This is a genomic window from Chelatococcus sp. KU-N122 (genome assembly GCF_055391085.1).
The window spans coordinates 2,420,012-2,437,029 of sequence record NZ_AP043981.1 but is presented as its reverse complement, the minus strand read 5'-3'; the positions used below and the strand labels follow the sequence as shown (position 1 = coordinate 2,437,029).

Here is a 17,018-nt window from a genome sequence, read left to right as displayed (position 1 = left end):
GCGCCGACCGGCCATGGCCTCGCCGGAACGCCCTTGGCGCGGCGCTGGCCGGCCTTGCGGGCCTCGCGGCGGTCAGCCTGTTCATCGGCGTCGGCGATATGGACCTGGCCGCGCTGGCAAGCGGAGGAGGCGACGGGCACGCGCTGCAGCTCCTGCTCATCAGTCGGATCCCCCGCACCCTGAGCACGATGTTCGTCGGCATGTCGCTCGCCATCGCGGCCGTGATCATGCAGATGCTGTTCCGCAACCGCTTCGTCGAGCCGACCACCGCGGGCACCGCGGAAGCCGCAAGCCTCGGCCTGCTGGCGGTGACGCTTGTCGCGCCGGGGCTGCCGGTGCTCGCCAAGATGCTCGTCGCCGCAGGGTTTGCGCTCGCCGGGACCTTCCTGTTTCTGCGCATCGTCGGCCGCATCGCCTGGCGGGGCGGGCTCCTCGTGCCGCTGACCGGCATCGTGCTCGGCGGCATCGTCCACGCCGTGACGACGTTCTTCGCCTATCGCTATGACCTGCTGCAATCGCTGCACGGCTGGACCAGCGGCGATTTCTCGGGCGTTCTGCGCGGCCGCTACGAGCTGCTGTGGCTGACCGTCGGGCTGGCGCTGCTGGCCTACGCCACGGCGGACCGCTTCACCGTCGCCGGCCTTGGCGATGCCTTCGCGGTCAGCCTCGGGCTCGACTACGGCAAGGTCGTCACGCTCGGCCTGATCATCGTCTCGCTGGTCGTCGCCGCCTGCGTCGTCACGGCGGGCATCGTTCCCTTTCTCGGCCTCATCGTCGCCAACGTCACCGGCCTGATCCTCGGCGACAACGTGCGCCGGACGCTGCCTTGGACGGGGATTGCCGGGGCGGCGTTCCTGCTGGCCTGCGACATGGCGGGCCGGCTCGTCCATTATCCCTACGAGATACCGGTCGGCACCGTCGCCGGTGTCGTCGGCAGCGCCATCTTCCTCTATCTGCTGTTCCGCCGGAATGGCCGCCTTGGCTGAGCCCGCGCCGAGGCGACCGCGCCGCGTGCTGGCGGCCCTCGCGCTGCTGGCGCTGGCCGCCTGCGTCTGCTTCATGACCGTTGGGGCGCGCGGCAACTGGGACTTCGTGCTGCCGTTCCGCGGCGCCAAGCTCGCCGGCCTCGTGCTGGTCGGGCTGGCCATCGCGGTGGCCACCGTGCTGTTCCAGACGGTGACGCAGAACCGCATCCTGACGCCCGCGGTCATGGGCTTCGATGCGCTCTACGCCGCGATGCAATCGGCGCTCGTGCTGGGCCTCGGCACCAGCGCCATGAGCGCGCTCGATCCGCAGTGGTCGTTCGCCCTTCAGGCGCTGCTGATGATCGGCGCTGCGACGGGGCTCGCGCGATGGCTCTTTCTCGGACGTCGGCGCGACATCCATTTGCTTCTCCTCGCCGGCGTCGTCTTCGGCATCTTCTGCCGCAGCGTCGCGCAGATGCTCCAGCGCGTGCTCGACCCCAACGACTTTTCGGTGCTGCAGGACCTGCTCTTCGCCCGCTTCAACGCGGTCGCGACCGAGCTGCTCCCGATCGCGGCCGTCGCGATCCTGCTCGCCTGCGCGCTGGCCTGGCACGCGCGCCGCAGCCTCGACGTGCTCGCGCTCGGGCGCGAGCACGCCATCAACCTCGGGCTCGACTATGAACGGCTGGTGGGCGTCCAGCTCGCCGTCGTGGCGCTATTGGTCGCCGTCTCCACCGCCTTGACCGGCCCGGTCCTGTTCTTCGGCCTCCTGGTCTCGAACCTCGCGTACCATCTGCTGGGCACGGACAGCCATCGCTACACGCTGCCGGCGTCGGCGCTGCTCGCCGTCATCTGCCTGGTCGGCGGGCAGACCGTCCTCGAGCGCCTGCTGAGCCTCGCCACGGCGCTCAGCATCGTCATCGAGTTTGCCGGCGGCCTGGTCTTCATCCTGCTCCTGCTGAGGGATCGCCGCCCGTGATCGAGATCACCGATCTGAGAAAACGGTACGGCGATGCCGTCATCCTCGATGGCGTCTCGATGTCCGTGCCGCGAGGCGGCCTGACCGCGGTCATCGGCCCCAACGGAGCCGGCAAATCGACGCTCCTGTCGATCGCCGCCCGCATCGTTCCCATGGACGGCGGGCGCGTGACCGTCGATGGCCTCGACGTGGCGCGCACGCCGGGCGACGTGCTGGCCCGCAAGCTCGCGATCATGCGCCAGGACAATCACATCACGCCGCGGCTGACCGTTGCGGAGCTCGTCGCGTTCGGCCGCTATCCGCACAGCCGCGGCCGGCTGACCGTGGTCGACCAGGAGAGGATCGCCGCCGCCCTCGGATACGTCGAGCTGGGCGGGCTGCGCGGACGCTTCCTCGACGAATTGTCCGGCGGGCAGCGTCAGCGCGCCTTCCTGGCCATGGTCTTGGCCCAGGACGCGGACTGCCTGCTGCTCGACGAGCCGCTCGGCGGCCTGGACATGAAGCATTCCGCCGCCCTGATGAAGCTCCTGCGCCGGGCCGCGGACGAGCTCGGCAAGACCGTGGTGCTCGTGCTGCACGATATCAACTTCGCGTCGTGCTACGCCGACCGCATCGTCGCCCTGAAGCGGGGACGGGTCGTTGCCGACGGAACTCCTGCGGAAGTTATGGATGCCTCCGTCTTGGCCTCGGTCTACGAAATGGACATCAACGTTCAGCAAATCGATGGCCGAAAGCTGGCTCTATATTACGTATGACGACCGCGCCCGCCCCGCCGGCTCCAGCGCCGCTCTTGTCGACTGCGTTCGGCCGGCGCTCTGACTATGGCAACCTTGGGGGGGCGATTGGCCGCCCTACGCCGACATCATCTCGACCGCGGACGGGCCGTCGTGAGCCACGACTGGCTCGCGACGGGGCGGGTCGAACAGCGGCAGCGATCGGAATCTCGCGCCCCCGGTTTGCGTAGCTGCTGGCTGGGCCGTAGGATCGCCGAGGCCGTCGTCTCGGGGAGAACCACAGCTCATGTTGACCGTCTCTGCCATTGGAAGCTGTCGCGTCTTCACACCGCTGAACCTGGTCCGCCGGCGCAAAGAGATCTTGACGGGGCACGCCAATGCCGAATGGTATACTCATTCGACGAAGGATGTTCTTCAGAAACTGGAGATTATGAACGCCAAAAAATCCGTGCCGACGGACGTTCTTCCCATGCTGATCCACGGCATGCACAAGTATTTTCCCGACGCTATCAAGCCAGACTTCTATCAAAATACCGACGTATTCGTGATTGAGATTGCATCGATTAAGCTATTCTTGCACGAAGGTTGGTATCTGCAACAGTGGTGCGTGCATGACGCCGAGAAGGGTCTGATCGACGACGAACGCGCCGCAGCCCTGGCCAAATCGGCGACGAGAACGGTTCAGACCAAGGACGAGCTCGTCTCGGACATGCTGGAGATCGTCTCGCGATCGAGCGCGCCGGTGGTCTTTGTGCCCCACGTCAATTGCATGGGCCGGAATGGCGCTCCGATCCCCGAACGAGTGCTGATCCGCGAAGCCATCATCGAGGCGTGCGAACAATGCGCCGCCAAGATGTTTGACCCGACGCCCCACGTCTTCGAGGCGGGATATCAGATCGCGATGTCTGACGTCGGCCATTACCGGAACGAGTTTAATCTGCCCATCGGCCGGAAGCTCGCGGCCTTTATCGAGGATGCATACGGCCCAATCGATGCGGCCAGCGATTCAGCCGCACAGCCGACCGCTGCCTGAGCCGAGACCTTGCGCGTCACCAGGAGCGGGGGAGAGCCTTAGCCCGTAGAGCTCTCGGCCAGCGCGCCCTCCGCACGGGGCCCTAGATTGGGGTGCTCTGCAGGTCGTATCGGCTCAACGTGCGCCAAGCGCGACGGTTCCGGGTCGACATCTTCGGCTGCCGCCCTATTTCATTATCACCGGCACGGGATTCCCGGGCGCCGGCGGCTGTGAGACCAAGCGTGCTCCCGCCTGAAGGCAATGGAGCGACGCCGTGCCGAATATCCAGCAGATGCTCAATGAGATTGAGCTTGACCTTGCCGACGGGGAAGCCCACCTCGCGCGACAACGCGAACTGATCGCCGACCTCCGTATGCGGGGTCAGGGCTCTGCCTTTGCCGACGAGATCCTGATGGAGCTCCAGGAGATTCAGGCCAGGCAGATCGCACTGCGCGAGAAGCTCCGGGGGAGGTGATGCACCGGGTCCGGCTGCGCGCTGCCCCCTTCCCTGCGGACGACAGCTGCCCCTTGAGCGAGCGGCTGTAGAGCCGCAGCGGCGCTACCCCTACGATCGAAGGCGATAGCGTGCTGCGTCGGGGCAGGCCGATGTTCCTCAATCCGAAGAACGGTATGTCTGCTCTCAGGCCTTCTGGCGTCTGCTTCTGCACCGTGCGAACGGTGCAGATCAGGATATCGCTCTTGGCGAACCGGACCAGCGAGATCGGCCGCAGGGAGGGACAAATCGGGAACAACCTCGCTCCGGAGGTTGCGCGATCGGATGATTCAAAAAAGGACGCCGGCTTCAATAGCGAACACGGACTGGGTTTTCTTGTTGCCGTTGCGCCCGAACGTTTGGCCGACACCGGCATCGATGATGCCAACGAAGGAATACTCGGCCCGCGCGAAGAATCGGTCTTTCTGCCAAGTCGGCGTGAGCGTCACCGAATAGGCTTTGCTATCAGGTCCATAAAGCAAGTTGATCGCATTTGAGTTACGATTGCCCGACTTCTTAATATACTCGACACGAGCGGATAGTGATAAATTCTTCGTAAAAGCGTAATTCGCGAGAAATGCACCGCCAAATGTCGATTCAGATTCGGAAATTCCGATAGATGCATCCTTAGATACGCGTGTATACTGAATGAAAGGCGTTAACGTCCACGATCCCGAGGTGTAATTGTAGCCGAGACTGTACATGCTCTGGTTGTTTTGTAGCAACGGAGCTGCAGGGGTCTCGCGCGCTGACGGCGCAAGATTGCCTCCCGCACTGAAGTTCAACTTGCTGCTTTCGCCAAGCTTGTAGGTGATGGCACCCATTAACCAGGTCAGCCGCCCAGAATAGAAACCATCCGTAATCGATCCGGCGATCGATAGATCGCCCTTCTCGTACAAGATCTGTGCGCCCCTGCTGATACTGTTCGACTGATTGAAGAGCAGTCCACGAACAATGTTCAGATTTTGATATGTAAAGGTGGCTTCTCCGCCGAACAATGAGTTCAGCTGACCGGCTGAGAGCGACAAACCGCCGCCAAGATCAACGGTGGCGAAGGCCAGCGGCACAGGGCCAAAATTCCTGACCATCGTCGTCTCAACTACATTCGCGTTCGATGCGCCGAGTGACGGAATGGAATAGATGCCTGCTTGGACAAAAAATTGAACCGGCCCATCGGCTTTCTGAATGATGAGCTGCAGGTTGCCGAAATCCATGCGTCCAGCCCGGTCTTCCAGGAACGCGTTGCTCTGCAGATACCCGTAACCGGTAAGCGCGCCCGAGATGCTTAGCTCGCCGAGAGGGCCGGCATCGTATTTGGTTGGATTGGGATTGAGACTGATGGTGCCCCCGCCGAGGCTGTCGGAAACGGTAGCGGGGATCGTCTTGTTTGGTGCATCTTGCGCATTGGCAGTCTCCACCAGAGCCGGCGCAGTCATGCTGCTGAGACTTAAGGCCATGACGATGCGCGGAGCGAGCCGGAGCGCCATTACCGTACTTTCGGGTTGAAATGCGGGAAGCGTGGATTGGGCTCAAGCTCGAAAGCCCATGCGAATCACAAATAGAAATGAACGGGCGCCATGCCGACTGTGCCGAACAAGACGTTCGGCCAGATGCCATCGCTGGCTGCCGCAAACATGAGCCTAGGACGGCCACCGGTACGGTTGACCGTACGATCACGGAGACGGATTGCGCGAGAACTACCGTGTAAGATAGACAATCGCGCCCTAGCGAGCCGCTGGGCTCAAACGAAAGAGCCGGACCACCTGGGCCCTGGCTTTGTTGGATCATGCTTCGTAGCCTTCTTGGGTCAGAGCTGCTTGGAAAATAAATTGCATGTTTCGGCATTTTTTAAGAAAAACGACCTCCTAAAGCATATAGTTGTAAAAATAATTTATAGTATTTCATTCAACCTCTGTCGTTATTTCAAATGCAATGCGTCGCTTGCTGTCAAGAGGAAAATTCAGCGGCCGCCACAGGCGCCGCGAACATGAAAAGATGCCCTCACGACTTGGTGAAGGCATAGGTCTGAAACAAGTTCGTCGCGGCCGCGAGCCGGCTTCCGTCGCGGTGGCTAGGCCGGGCAGCCGGCTCGCCTGCCAAGCTGCGCCGACCGGCGTGCCTTTAGTTTTGTCGCTGATAAAAGAGCACGCAGCCCGCTGGGAGAAGCTGGTCGAAGCAATCGAAATCCCGAACATTGCGCGGAATCCCGACGTCAGCCCCGTCTTGCGTGACCAGTTCCGGTTCGCCGTCGCGACGGGCGGTTCGTGAGCGAGGAATTCAAGGCCAAGGGCTGTCCCTGTCGGCAAATGTGAACTGCCCCGCACTGTCCGCTAGGACCTCGACAGGCGCCGCGCCGTCGAGCCGAAGGTCTCCTCGTAGATGGTCTCGACGGCTTCCGCTTCGTCGGGGGTCAGCCCGGCGAATTCGCCGCTGAGCGCCCGCTTCGACAGCCGGCCTGAATTCTGGTCCAGGAAGCTTCTCAGGAGCTCAACCTTGCGATCCGGCATGTCGGCGACCCGCTGCACGGCCAGGGCGAAGCGGTCGTAGGCTTCGAGGAAGGCGACTTCATCGGGCAGGTCCTGCTCCACTGTCTGCGCCACGCAGGCGTAGAGGAATTCTGCATGGGCTGTGGCGTCGAAGTACCGGTAGTAGTCCGCGGTCTCGCTCAGCACGTCGACATTGCCCCTCGGCGTGGGGCGCCAGTCGATGAGCGGCAGCATCTCCGACGAGTAGCTCTCCAGCACCGCCTTGTAGGCTTCGATCCGGCGCTCGATCGCGCTGCTGATCGGAAAGGCCACGCCCGGCGGGTTATAGCGGGCCTGCGCCAGCACATGGTGGAACAGCCAGCGGTGGAGGCGGCCGTTTCCGTCGTCGAATGGATGGACGTAGACGAAGCCGAAGCCAATCGAGGCCGCCGCGATCACTGGATCCAGGCCCCTCGGCGCGGCGCGCTCGTCGAACTCGCATATGCCCTCTACGAGGTCCGGAAGGTCCTGATAGCGCGCGCTGATGTGGTCTGGGACGGGCTCATGGGTGTCGCGGTCATGCACGCCGACGAAGCCGCCTTCCTGCCGAAGACCGAGACGGACGAAGCGCGCGTCGCCGATGACGACCCTCTGAAGCCGTTCCAGTTCCGTCAAGTTGAGCGGCCGGGTGCCGGCTTGGGCGATCGCTTGCGCCCAGCGCGTAGCGCGCCCGCCTGAGGCGCGCTCGCCCTCGATGGCAAATGACGACTTGCTGTCCTTCACGAGGAGGAAGGCCGCAGCGCGAGCGATGAGGTCGGATCGGGTGCGCCCGATGACCTCGCGGGCCCGCTCGCCGTAGCGACCAGCGCCGGCGACCTGGAGGGCTGCGGAACGGCGGACCAGGGGGCAGAAGCGCGGTGTGCCCGGCAGGTTGTCGAGCACTTTGTGCCGCGAGGACGGCAACGCCGTCTCCAGCCCATACTGGAGGTCTGGATCGAGCACGGGAACGGCGCGCACCTTGCCTGGGTCTGGGACGTCGAGCGTGCGAGCGGTCAGCCACTCGTAGAGGAACCAAAGCCGTCGCGCGAACGCGCCGGTCGGCGTCGCCAGGACGATCGCGGCGACCTCCGGCTCGGAGACATTGCGAAACAGGGCGGCGAGGACGCCGAGGTCAATACCCTCCCATTTGAAGGCGAAGGCGAGATGGCCGGCGAGATCCGGCGTCGGGCGATGGCGGGGCGTCAGCATCAGCCAGTCGCCCGTCGAGCTCGGATGGTGCCGGCGCGCCAGCGCGGTGAGACGGGGCGGCAGGGGCGTCCGCAGGCCGTAGCGCTGAATGAGCGCGGCGTACCCTGCCGGCGCACCGGGCTCTGGCAGAGGCCGTCCGGCGAAGTCGCGGACGTAAGGCTGCACCCATTCCCCTGCGCCGACAGTCTCTGTTAGGTTGTTCCCCATCGAAGACTCAATTCTGCGGATTCGGTTCACGCCGTGCGAATATCTATCACCGACCCCGCAGTTTTGCGAGAGAGGTTCACCGCATGTCGGGCGGCGGCGCCAGGGCCGACCGCGATCAACTCGCCAACGATGAGCCGGAACTGCAGCCCGGGATAATCAATGGTCGTTCCCATTCAGGCAATCTATCCGCGCGGCTGTTCACGGGCATCCCCATCACGATGGACTTGCGATCTCCGGTGACGCCGATGCCTGAGACAGCTCTCGTTCTGGAATCCACGATCACGTGCCCGAACTGCGGTCATCGCGCGACCGAGACCATGCCGTCGGATGCCTGCCAGTATTTCTACGGCTGCAAGGCGTGCTGCGCACTTCTGAAGCCGAAGTCCGGGGATTGTTGCGTATTCTGTTCCTACGGCAGCGTGCCGTGCCCGCCGATTCAGGCTGGAGGCGGCGCGCCGACCTGCTGCGTCGGTGATGCTGCGGCCGTCGAGACCAGGCCGGGCCGGACGTGCGCGAGGGGCTGGCCGCGTTCCACCAGAGGCGAACGCCCCGGTTCGCGCCGGACTCACCTGTCTAGCTGGGCCGGCCAAGGAGAGGCGCGTGGCGAGTGCAGCTTCTCGCGCGGCGCGCGAGAAGCTGCACCCCTCCCCTGACTACCAGGCGCATTCCAGCAGCGCGCCGACCGTCTCTACATCCGGAATTGGCCTTGGGTTAGCCAGCACCCAAGCGTCGCGCAAGGCTACCTCGGCGATATATGGGAGGGCATCCTGCCTAACTCCCGCATCCCTCAATCGCGCGGGCAATCCGAGGACGCTGACCAACTGAGCAACGGCATCACCAAGCGCCGCCTCTTTAGAGCCCATCGCCCCCAATAACGCAGATTGCCGATCATTGTTCGCCGACGCGTTGAACCGCAATACATGAGGCAGCATCACGCATGACGTCTCTCCATGCGGCATGCCCGCCACACCACCAAGCGCATGTCCAATTCCATGGCTTGCCCCCATATCGACCCCGGCGGCCATCCCTTGGCTGGCCAACCATGCCCCAATTTGGCAATCCAGACGCCATGCCAGGTCGCCCGGGTCCTTCCTGGAGGCCAGAAGTGCATTCGGCAGGACGCTCGCGGCGTGAAGCGATGTCGCATCGCTCAGCGGCGTAGCATTTGTCGAGCACCAAGTCTCCACAATATGGTCGATGGAACGCATTCCCGTGCCGTGCCAGAGTCGCGGCGGGGTCGCGAGGGTCATACGAGCATCCAAAATGACAATGTTTGGAGCGATTTCGGCGTGAAAGTAACCCTGCTTACGGCTCAGAACTTCGTTGGTGAAACCTGCTATGTTCGTATATTCGGCGGCCGAAAGAGTGGTCGGAATCATGATATATGGCGGACGTGGGCCGGCAGCAGGAAATGGCGGCAGCAATCTATCCATTTCCTGGTGATCTACAATATTATTTGCCAGGCACAATCTCGCGGCTTTGATTGCGTCGCAGACTGACCCTCCACCGAGGCCAACAACACCATCCGCCTCCGTGTCCCGCAACAACTTCGCAATTCCCGTAACGTCCTCGCGCGGAACATGGGCGCGCACCGCGCTGAACTCGGCCGCATAAGCTGATCCGATCGCGGCTCGGATATCTTCTATCAGACCGCCGGAGCTCGCCAAGCTGCGATTCGTAACGAGTACAACCCGGGCTAAGGACAGCTCTCTGATCGCATCTGGTAGAGCTTGTCTCGTAGGAACTCCATATGAGATCGACTGTCGAGGCGTGGGTCGATAGTAGCCCGATCGCATACCTTGCTATCTCCTTCGTAGCGACTTAAAGCCCGTCCAGAGCCGAAGCTCGCGACTGTCGCCGTCTGCTCCCTCCGTCCAGCGGACAAATGGCAACGGATTGTACTCGGCATCGATAAACGAACCCGTCAGCAGCAAACTATCTGCCGGCAGGCTCGCCAACGTGCTGCCAACGTTGGCCGTCAAATCGAACCATCGGAAAGTCTTTGAAGGGGCTACGATCACTGGGGGTAACTTTAAACTTCAACCCCGGCATAAACAGAGGAGGAGAAATATCGATATCGATCGCCTTTTTCATGATGTTCTGGCGCGTCAGATCATCGCCAGCTCTTTCTAGTATATCAATTAGAATGCTACTGGTTGCATAAGCGTAAATGAAAGTGAAACTTTCAACATCCTCCTTCGGCAGATAACTCGCCATGAAAGCCCTATAGCCGCGGACGTCGCTATCAGCACTCACCTTGGGATCCGTGACGTCTTTGACAGCCGTATGCGTCAGAATTCCCTTGGCATTCTCAAGCCCTGCTGGTGCAAGGACGAGGGGAATTGACCCCGACGTCCAACTCAAGTATATTTGCGGCTTCCAATCCAGCTCTCCTATTTTTCGAATCGCCTGGGCCGAAGCCTTCGCCAGCGCACCCAGAACCACAACGTCCACCCCGGCATTTCGCAGGCTAACGATCTGCGAGTCGACCGTCGGATCGGCGAACTGATAGGGTTGCTCGCTCACTATGAAGCGCGCGGCGTCAGCGCCAAAGCCGTCCTTTAGTCCGTTAATATAATCACGCCCGAAGTCGTCAGCTTGATAAAGAATTCCAACCTTAGCATTTTGATTTCTCCGTTTAATGTCGATCGCAAACAGCCTCGCATCAAGATAATATGCCGGAACAGCTTTTGTCGTCCAAGGATTCTCACTCGCTATATCGAATGTGACGGCCCCGGAATTTGCCAGAATCTGCGGCACTTTCCTTTGCGTTAGATAACGTCGCACAGCAATATTACCCGCCGTTCCTTGCGAATTGTATATGAATAAGACGTTATCGGATTCGACCAGCTTACGCGTCTTTTCGATAGCCTTGGGCGGCGACAAGCCGTCGTCCTCACATAGCAGCGTGAGTTTGCGGCCATTGACCCCGCCACGGTCATTCACCATCGTAAAAAAGGCGCGCGTCGCCGCGCACGTCAACCCGTAGGCCGACGCCGGACCACTCAGCGGCACGGTCATTCCAATCTTGATTTCGGTGTCGCTCGCGCCCGGGTCATACTTTCCTTCAGCGACGGCAGCACCTGCGATCAACATGGCCGAAAGCGGCAACATGCTTGCCGCACGGCGGACGGTTTTCATTTCCTTGGCCCTCCCTTTATCTTTTGAGCCGCCGAACTCAATCATGAGCGAAGCGTGCGTCGTGGCCGCCCCTACAAGGCGGCCGTAGCCGTTAAGCCGGCACGGCAGGCAATAGAGCCGATGCGACGATCACAGAAATCTCGCTTTGAGCTGAAGGGCGGCTAGTGCCACCTCGCTCTCGGCGACCCCGATGAACTTGCCCATCGTGACAAAGCCGTGCAACTGGCCTTCAACGAGCCGATAGGTAACTGGAACGCCCGCTTGCTCGAGCTTGGATGCGTAAGCCCTCCCCTCGGGGAGGATCGGATCAACCCCAGCTGCCATGACATAAGCGGGCGGCAGCCCAGCATGGGATTTTGCGAGCATCGGAGATGCGCGCCAGTCGCTGCGGTCGGCGACGCCGTTCAGATAATGATCGCGAAAATAGTCGAGCCCGCCCGTGGTCACCGGCACGCCCGTCATGAGCTCCTTTTCGGGCTCGCTCCCCCATGTAAAGTCGACGGCCGGATAGATCAACAGCTGGAAGCCGAGTTCTGGCCCGCTGCCATCGCGAGCCGCAATCGCGACCGCAGCCGCGAGATTACCGCCGGCGCTGTCGCCGCCGACGGCAACACGCGAGGGGTCAACACCCAGCGCGGTTCCGTTCGCCGCAACCCATCTTGTCGCAGCAAAGGCATCCTCGAACGCGGCTGGAAACTTGCAATCCGGGGCTAACCGGTAGTCGACTGAAACGACAGCACATCCGGCAAAATTCGCTATCCAAGCGCATGGTACCTCATGTGTGTCGAGGTTGCCGACGACCCATCCACCTCCGTGGAAGTATACGAGCACCGGAAGCTGATCGCTCGGTCGAGTGCCGACCCCGCGGAAGAGCCGCAGCGCAATCTCTCCGGCTGGCCCTGGCGCTGCGAGTTCGCGCACTTCGGCGACCGCCGGCATTGAGGGTTGCAGAGCATGGCGCGCGGTAATATAGGTTGCACGAGCCTGCTCTGGAGTGAGCGTTTCAAATGACGGTCGGCCCGAGCGCCTCATAAATTCGAGCACTGCCGCTGAGTCGGGATGGATGTACACGGCGTGTCTCCGCATCACCTGCCGAGAGCGAAATACTTCTATTCGCGGCTACGTCGGCGCATTCGTCATTTTCGCGGGGCCCCACGTCTTTAAAACGGGCAAGACCTCCTTTGCGAATAGCTTAAGGCTCTCCTCGGCGAGGACGTACGGCGTGCCGCCAAAACGAAAGCCGGCAGCGAAATCAAAGTCACCGATCACGCGCCGGCGCTCTTCAAGCCCACGGAGGATCTTATCCGGGGTGCCCCAGCTCGAAGCTTTCATGTAGCCTTCGATTGCTCCGGGTAAGCCGCCGCCCTTGCGCGCAAGTTCCGCCTTTTCTTGATAGCTGTCGTAGCCCTTCACAGTCTTGAAGTGCTCGCCTAACAGCTCGTACATGTGAAAGTTACTTTCGACGAATTTACCTTGATGTTTTCGCGCTAGCTCCTCCGTCGCAGCAAGATCCGCTCCGCATACACAATACTCGGCGATCAGATGCGGAGGCAAATCTTTATTATGCTGCTGCCGATAGAGCTCCCGCCCGCGATTGATCGCGGGCGCGCGAAGCTCCCATGGCCGGTCCGCAAACATCATCATGCGCGCTCCCAGCTTTGCCGCGGACGCGATAGAGTCTTCACTCGAGGCTACAGCGTAGATCCGATCATCGAACGAGTGCTGTGGTTTCGGCCTCAGTTCTACGCGCGGTTGTCTGTAGAATGGCCCGTCACCCTCGAAGATACCGGTCTCGAGCGCCCTCACGACCATGGGAGCAGCTTCGTCAAACCGGGCTCGGGATTCGTCCATGCTTACGCGAAAACCTTCAAATTCGCGGCGCGCCAGACCACGGCCCAGGCCAAGTCGGAGACGCCCGCCGGATAGCAGATCCAGCACAGCGGCATTCTCCGCAACCCGCAGCGGATCATGCCACGGCAGGATCACCGCGGCCGTCCCCACGTCGACGTTGGGGCAAAGCGCGGCGAGATGCGTCATAAGCTGAATGTTGTCGGGGATCATCGAATAGTTGAAGAAGTGATGTTCAGCCGTCCAGAGCACGTCGAAGCCGCTGTCGGCGGCAAGCCGCGCAAGCTTGATCTCCTCACTCCAGACCTGATGGTCGCTCATCCCCTCCCAGCCATAGCTGGAGAAGATCATTGTGAAGCCGACATCCATTGCGCTTTCCTCTTCCCCAACGAGCCGTCTTTGCGGCGCATGCTGCTGAAACAGGTACGCTACCCTATGATCCGAGGCAAGCGGCTTAATTCGCCTTCGGCGAATCTATCCGCCATTGGCTGATTCCGACCGGACCATCGACCGGATCATCTGCCAAGCGAACGCATCCCACGGCGCCCTAATGGACGCGGGCTCTCCAGATCTGCCATTTGGTGAGGTTGATGATGACCTCGGCCACGGACGCGAGCGATGTCCGCGGCCGTCGAAGCGCTTGGCGTAAGCGCGATGGGCCCGATCGAAAGCAGGCGGTTGCTCAAGGCCCCCTAGCGGAATTCCTGCTGGGATGGGGGCCGATAGCCCAGCCTCTCAGATATTCGCTGCGCGCAAGCGATGACCTTGCGCGCCAGATCGCCCTCTGGTTCGGCATCCGAAGCCGCCCCTGGCTTGACAAGCGCTATAGCCAACGCAACGGTGCCATCCTGTTCAAAAACTGGTGCACCGAGAGCTATTACGCCTGGCGTGGTCGCGCCCACGTTGCGGGCGACTCCAAGCCGCCGAACTTCGCTGACGTCGCGCTCCAAAACGGACAGTGAGGGAGGACGTTGCTGGCCGCCGAACCGATGGCTCTCAAATTTCAGCGCGGCCCGTACAACTGAACGGGGCATATAGGCAGCAAACACGCGCCCGGTCGCGGTTGTCGAGAGAGAGAGTACGGTTCCGGGCCTCAGCACGACATGCAGGGGATAGTCAGCCTCTATGACAGAGACGGCTGCAGGCCCTAGATTGCCCCAAACCGAAATGGCACCGGAATGATCGGCGCCACTGCAGAGCTTCCGGACCTCCTCGTTTGCAATTCGTAATGGATCCAACCGCTGAAGCGCTGCTAGTCCAATGTGCAACGCTTGCGGACCGAGATCGTATCTCCCGGAGGCCGGATCCTGTTCGACGAGCCGCAACCTGCCGAAGCTTACCAAGTATGGATGCGCCTTTGCAGGCGTCATCCCTGCCTCACGCGCTAAGTCCTTCAGCGTCATCGCCTTCCGGCTTCTGGCGAGCGCGAGCAGGAGCTCTCCACCTATCTCGAGTGACTGAATTCTCCGCTGTCCACGTTCCATCGGTAACCCAAAGCGCAATCGAGGGAGGGCGCACTGTATCAGTGCGCCAGCTTTGTCGCCATGCCTCAGCCATCGCTTGGCCAAAATCCGCCAGTGGCGGAGGCATTATCTATTGACAAATTTATTTGCTACCCGATTATGGGCGAGCGGGATGCGGCTATGTCGGCCTGCGGCTCCACCTAAGGTCGGCTCAAACCGGCCCTCGCCGCCTTCATTCGGCCGGCTCAGTCCCACGCCCGATCGGCCGCGACGGCGGTCGGCGAATGTAAACGATAGTTGCCTGATGCTCGCGAGACGGGAGCTTTGCTGATAGAATCGTGGTGACCCAAGGCGGATCAGACTTTGCTTGCCAGGATGTCGGCAGACGTAGCCATACGATAGGCGCGGTCGAAGGGATGCGGATCCGCGGGCTCGGCGCAATCAACGAATGTCGGGATCCGGGTTGGGCGCGCAGTCGATGATTAGCAAACGCCCCTTCCGTCGACCGAGCGTCCCGTCAGGGGTGATTAGACCAAACTGAGAATGATGTGGAATCCAGTTCCAGCGTTAGAAGGCTCCGCTTATCCGTGACCATCGACACTGACCTAGGGCTCGATCTTACCGCCCTTCCATCAAGCAATCAGGGGCTCCACGCCGACCCGCAGGAACTCGATTGGGTCGACGCAGTTGTCAGCCATGTGCGGGACGAGGCCCTGGACGTCCGGTCGTTTGACTTCGCCGCGGCGAGCGGCATGCGGTTGCCAGACTGGGCCCCCGGAGCGCATATCGACATTGAGATCGACGGAGGAAGGGTTACGCGGCAATTCTCGCTCTGCGGAGCGGCAAATAGCGGTACCTGGACTGTCGCGGTTCTGTACGAGGGCGCCGGGCGGGGTGGATCGGTCTGGATGCATCGAAACGCCGCTCCGGGCGCGCGGCTGAAGGTTCGCGGACCCCGTAATCATTTCCCGCTCCGTGAGGGGGCGCATACCAAGCTGATCGCCGGCGGAATCGGCATTACGCCGATCATTGCCATGGTGCGAGACCTCGAGGCGCGCGGCAGAAGCTGGGAACTGCTTTATGGCGGGCGGCGCCGCGAGACGATGGCATTCTTGGACGAGCTGACGCAATTCGGGCCAAAGGTTATGATCTGCCCGGCAGACGAACTCGGCCAGCTCAACCTCGACGCCTTTCTGGGCCGTCTGGCTGCGGATACCAACGTATATTGCTGTGGGCCTGAACAGCTTCTTGACGCGGTTCAGGCCTTTGCCCGCGAATGGCCCGACGGCGCCTTGAACATGGAGCGCTTCCGACCTATTCGCGGCCGGACATTTGAGGATGATCGACCCTTCGAGCTTGAACTCTCCCGCTCCGGCACAACAGTCACCGTCGCAGCAGGCGAGACCATGGTGGAAGCCGCCGCGCGTATAGGCGTCCATATCCCGACGTCTTGCGGCGAGGGCATCTGTGGCACCTGTGTTTGCGACGTCGTCGACGGCATGCCCGAGCATCGCGATTCTTTCCTCAGCGGCCTCGACCGCGATGAGAATCGGAGGGTCGCTCCATGCTGTTCGCGCGCCCGGACCAGCAGACTGGTGATCGACTACTAGAATGGAATGCTCAGGCGGCTTCATCAAGGGATCACTGTCCCGCGGTCCGATCAGAAGTGGGTGTCTACGGTGAGTGACGTGACTCGAACCTATATCATTACCGGCGCGGCAGGGGCCATAGGTGGCGCCGCCGTCGAGCGTCTGCTGAGCAAGGGCGCAAACATACTCGCTACGGATATCAGTCAGCGCCGCCTGGACATGCTCAGCGAGCGTATGGCGGGGGGCAGCGGTCGGTTGGCGACCTTTCGAGCAAACCTCAAGTACGAAGGCGAGGTCAACGCCGCCGTCGCCTGCTGTCTCGAAACCTTCTCGGCCCTGCACGGCGTCGCGAACGTCGTCGGCGGCATCGTCGGAATGGACGCTGAATCTGTCGACCGACCGCTGAGCAGGACCGACCCCGCATACTTCCAGCGGACGTTCGAGCTGAACGTCGATACGGTGTTCTTGATGTGCAGGGCGGTAGAACCGCATTTCACTGCACAGTCCTACGGCAAGATCGTTAATGTCGCCTCTCTTGCAGCTTTTGCGAACCGGAATGAGCAAGGCGATTTCCCCTACAGCGCGGCGAAAGCGGCGGTCATCGCGCTGACGCAACGGTTGAGCCTTCTCCTCGGCCCAGCCGGGATCCGATTGAATTGCGTTGCGCCAGGATTGGTAATGAGCGACCTCCCCCTGGAGGTGTTCGATGCCGGCTATGTCGAGCGCCACATTGCCGATACTGCGCTCAAGAAGCTCGCGACCGCTCACGATCAGGCGGAAGCAATCGCCTTCTTTCTCGAACCGCAATCCGACGCGATCACCGGCGAGGTTCTCCGGGTCGCAGCCGGATTGCGCTGACCCGGTCAGGTTGCTT

16 protein-coding genes and 1 pseudogene are annotated in these 17,018 nt (G+C 61.8%); 9 read left to right on the top strand and 8 right to left on the bottom strand.

The genetic code is table 11. The annotated features are described in order from the left end of the window. The first annotated feature begins 44 nt into the window (after nt 1-44). The 5 genes from ACZ5PO_RS10980 (at nt 45) to ACZ5PO_RS10960 (ending at nt 4,165) form a co-directional block, all read left to right on the top strand. Nucleotides 45-986 (top strand): ABC transporter permease, encoded by a 942-nt coding sequence (locus ACZ5PO_RS10980; RefSeq protein ID WP_464196798.1) that lies wholly within the window; start codon nt 45-47, stop codon nt 984-986. Continuing rightward, nucleotides 970-1,944, top strand: a complete 975-nt coding sequence (locus ACZ5PO_RS10975) for an iron chelate uptake ABC transporter family permease subunit (protein ID WP_464193228.1) — start codon at nt 970-972, stop codon at nt 1,942-1,944. The genes ACZ5PO_RS10980 and ACZ5PO_RS10975 overlap by 17 nt, the downstream gene beginning before the upstream one ends. After that, on the top strand, nt 1,941-2,699 hold the full coding sequence (locus ACZ5PO_RS10970) for an iron ABC transporter ATP-binding protein (protein WP_464193225.1): 759 nt from the start codon (nt 1,941-1,943) through the stop codon (nt 2,697-2,699). Before ACZ5PO_RS10975 ends, ACZ5PO_RS10970 begins: the two co-directional genes overlap by 4 nt. A 265-nt stretch (nt 2,700-2,964) precedes the next feature. Continuing rightward, nucleotides 2,965-3,711, top strand: a complete 747-nt coding sequence (locus ACZ5PO_RS10965; RefSeq protein ID WP_464193223.1) for a hypothetical protein — start codon at nt 2,965-2,967, stop codon at nt 3,709-3,711. Nucleotides 3,712-3,964: 253 nt separating this feature from the next. Next, on the top strand, nt 3,965-4,165 hold the full coding sequence (locus ACZ5PO_RS10960) for a hypothetical protein (RefSeq protein WP_464193221.1): 201 nt from the start codon (nt 3,965-3,967) through the stop codon (nt 4,163-4,165). Between the two features lie 308 nt (nt 4,166-4,473). Here ACZ5PO_RS10960 and ACZ5PO_RS10955 read toward each other — a convergent pair whose 3' ends face one another. After that, nucleotides 4,474-5,670, bottom strand: a complete 1,197-nt coding sequence (locus tag ACZ5PO_RS10955; RefSeq protein ID WP_464193218.1) for an outer membrane beta-barrel protein — start codon at nt 5,668-5,670, stop codon at nt 4,474-4,476. Between the two features lie 508 nt (nt 5,671-6,178). Between ACZ5PO_RS10955 and ACZ5PO_RS10950 the strand changes: the two genes are divergently transcribed. Beyond that, nucleotides 6,179-6,451: a hypothetical protein gene (locus tag ACZ5PO_RS10950; RefSeq protein ID WP_464193216.1), complete on the top strand. Its 273-nt coding sequence runs from the start codon at nt 6,179-6,181 to the stop codon at nt 6,449-6,451. Nucleotides 6,452-6,513: 62 nt separating this feature from the next. Here the strand turns inward: ACZ5PO_RS10950 and ACZ5PO_RS10945 are convergent, their stop codons facing one another. Next, nucleotides 6,514-8,061: a Fic family protein gene (locus tag ACZ5PO_RS10945; protein WP_464193213.1), complete on the bottom strand. Its 1,548-nt coding sequence runs from the start codon at nt 8,059-8,061 to the stop codon at nt 6,514-6,516. A gap of 68 nt (nt 8,062-8,129) precedes the next feature. Further along, on the bottom strand, nt 8,130-8,276 hold the full coding sequence (locus ACZ5PO_RS10940; RefSeq protein ID WP_464197266.1) for a hypothetical protein: 147 nt from the start codon (nt 8,274-8,276) through the stop codon (nt 8,130-8,132). Nucleotides 8,277-8,348: 72 nt separating this feature from the next. Here ACZ5PO_RS10940 and ACZ5PO_RS10935 point away from each other — a divergent pair. Further along, nucleotides 8,349-8,570, top strand: a pseudogene (locus ACZ5PO_RS10935) (GDCCVxC domain-containing (seleno)protein); the annotation flags it as partial. 186 nt (nt 8,571-8,756) lie between these two features. On the opposite strand, the gene ACZ5PO_RS10930 reads toward ACZ5PO_RS10935, so the two are convergent. From ACZ5PO_RS10930 to ACZ5PO_RS10910, 5 genes are all read right to left on the bottom strand, one after another. Next, nucleotides 8,757-9,899 carry an iron-containing alcohol dehydrogenase gene (locus ACZ5PO_RS10930; protein ID WP_464193210.1) on the bottom strand — a complete coding sequence of 381 codons (1,143 nt, stop codon included), beginning with the start codon at nt 9,897-9,899 and terminating at the stop codon, nt 8,757-8,759. 139 nt (nt 9,900-10,038) lie between these two features. Continuing rightward, complete coding sequence (locus tag ACZ5PO_RS10925) at nt 10,039-11,289, bottom strand: ABC transporter substrate-binding protein (protein ID WP_464193207.1); 1,251 nt, start codon at nt 11,287-11,289, stop codon at nt 10,039-10,041. Nucleotides 11,290-11,373: 84 nt separating this feature from the next. After that, entirely contained in the window at nt 11,374-12,315 is a 942-nt protein-coding gene (locus ACZ5PO_RS10920) for an alpha/beta hydrolase (RefSeq protein WP_464193205.1), read from the bottom strand. Between the two features lie 48 nt (nt 12,316-12,363). After that, nucleotides 12,364-13,461, bottom strand: coding sequence for an LLM class flavin-dependent oxidoreductase (locus ACZ5PO_RS10915; RefSeq protein ID WP_464193202.1), 1,098 nt, complete (start codon nt 13,459-13,461; stop codon nt 12,364-12,366). Between the two features lie 323 nt (nt 13,462-13,784). Then, complete coding sequence (locus tag ACZ5PO_RS10910) at nt 13,785-14,576, bottom strand: IclR family transcriptional regulator (RefSeq protein WP_464193200.1); 792 nt, start codon at nt 14,574-14,576, stop codon at nt 13,785-13,787. Nucleotides 14,577-15,142: 566 nt separating this feature from the next. On the opposite strand from ACZ5PO_RS10910, the gene ACZ5PO_RS10905 reads away from it, so the two are divergent. Both ACZ5PO_RS10905 and ACZ5PO_RS10900 read left to right on the top strand, forming a co-directional pair. Beyond that, nucleotides 15,143-16,165: a PDR/VanB family oxidoreductase gene (locus ACZ5PO_RS10905; protein ID WP_464193198.1), complete on the top strand. Its 1,023-nt coding sequence runs from the start codon at nt 15,143-15,145 to the stop codon at nt 16,163-16,165. Between the two features lie 69 nt (nt 16,166-16,234). Then, a complete protein-coding gene (locus ACZ5PO_RS10900; protein ID WP_464193196.1) occupies nt 16,235-17,002 on the top strand; it encodes an SDR family NAD(P)-dependent oxidoreductase in 768 nt (255 codons plus the stop codon). The last annotated feature ends 16 nt before the right edge of the window (nt 17,003-17,018 follow it).

Excerpts from the sequence above, each read along its gene's own strand:
- ACZ5PO_RS10975 (WP_464193228.1), top strand. The coding sequence starts at position 970 with ATGGCCGCCTTGGCTGAGCCCGCGCCGAGGCGACCGCGCCGCGTGCTG.
- ACZ5PO_RS10965 (WP_464193223.1), top strand. The coding sequence starts at position 2,965 with ATGTTGACCGTCTCTGCCATTGGAAGCTGTCGCGTCTTCACACCGCTG.
- ACZ5PO_RS10955 (WP_464193218.1), bottom strand. The coding sequence starts at position 5,670 with ATGGCGCTCCGGCTCGCTCCGCGCATCGTCATGGCCTTAAGTCTCAGC.
- ACZ5PO_RS10950 (WP_464193216.1), top strand. The coding sequence starts at position 6,179 with ATGCCCTCACGACTTGGTGAAGGCATAGGTCTGAAACAAGTTCGTCGC.
- ACZ5PO_RS10940 (WP_464197266.1), bottom strand. The coding sequence starts at position 8,276 with ATGGGAACGACCATTGATTATCCCGGGCTGCAGTTCCGGCTCATCGTT.
- ACZ5PO_RS10930 (WP_464193210.1), bottom strand. The coding sequence starts at position 9,899 with ATGCGATCGGGCTACTATCGACCCACGCCTCGACAGTCGATCTCATAT.
- ACZ5PO_RS10925 (WP_464193207.1), bottom strand. The coding sequence starts at position 11,289 with ATGATTGAGTTCGGCGGCTCAAAAGATAAAGGGAGGGCCAAGGAAATG.
- ACZ5PO_RS10915 (WP_464193202.1), bottom strand. The coding sequence starts at position 13,461 with ATGGATGTCGGCTTCACAATGATCTTCTCCAGCTATGGCTGGGAGGGG.
- ACZ5PO_RS10910 (WP_464193200.1), bottom strand. The coding sequence starts at position 14,576 with ATGGAACGTGGACAGCGGAGAATTCAGTCACTCGAGATAGGTGGAGAG.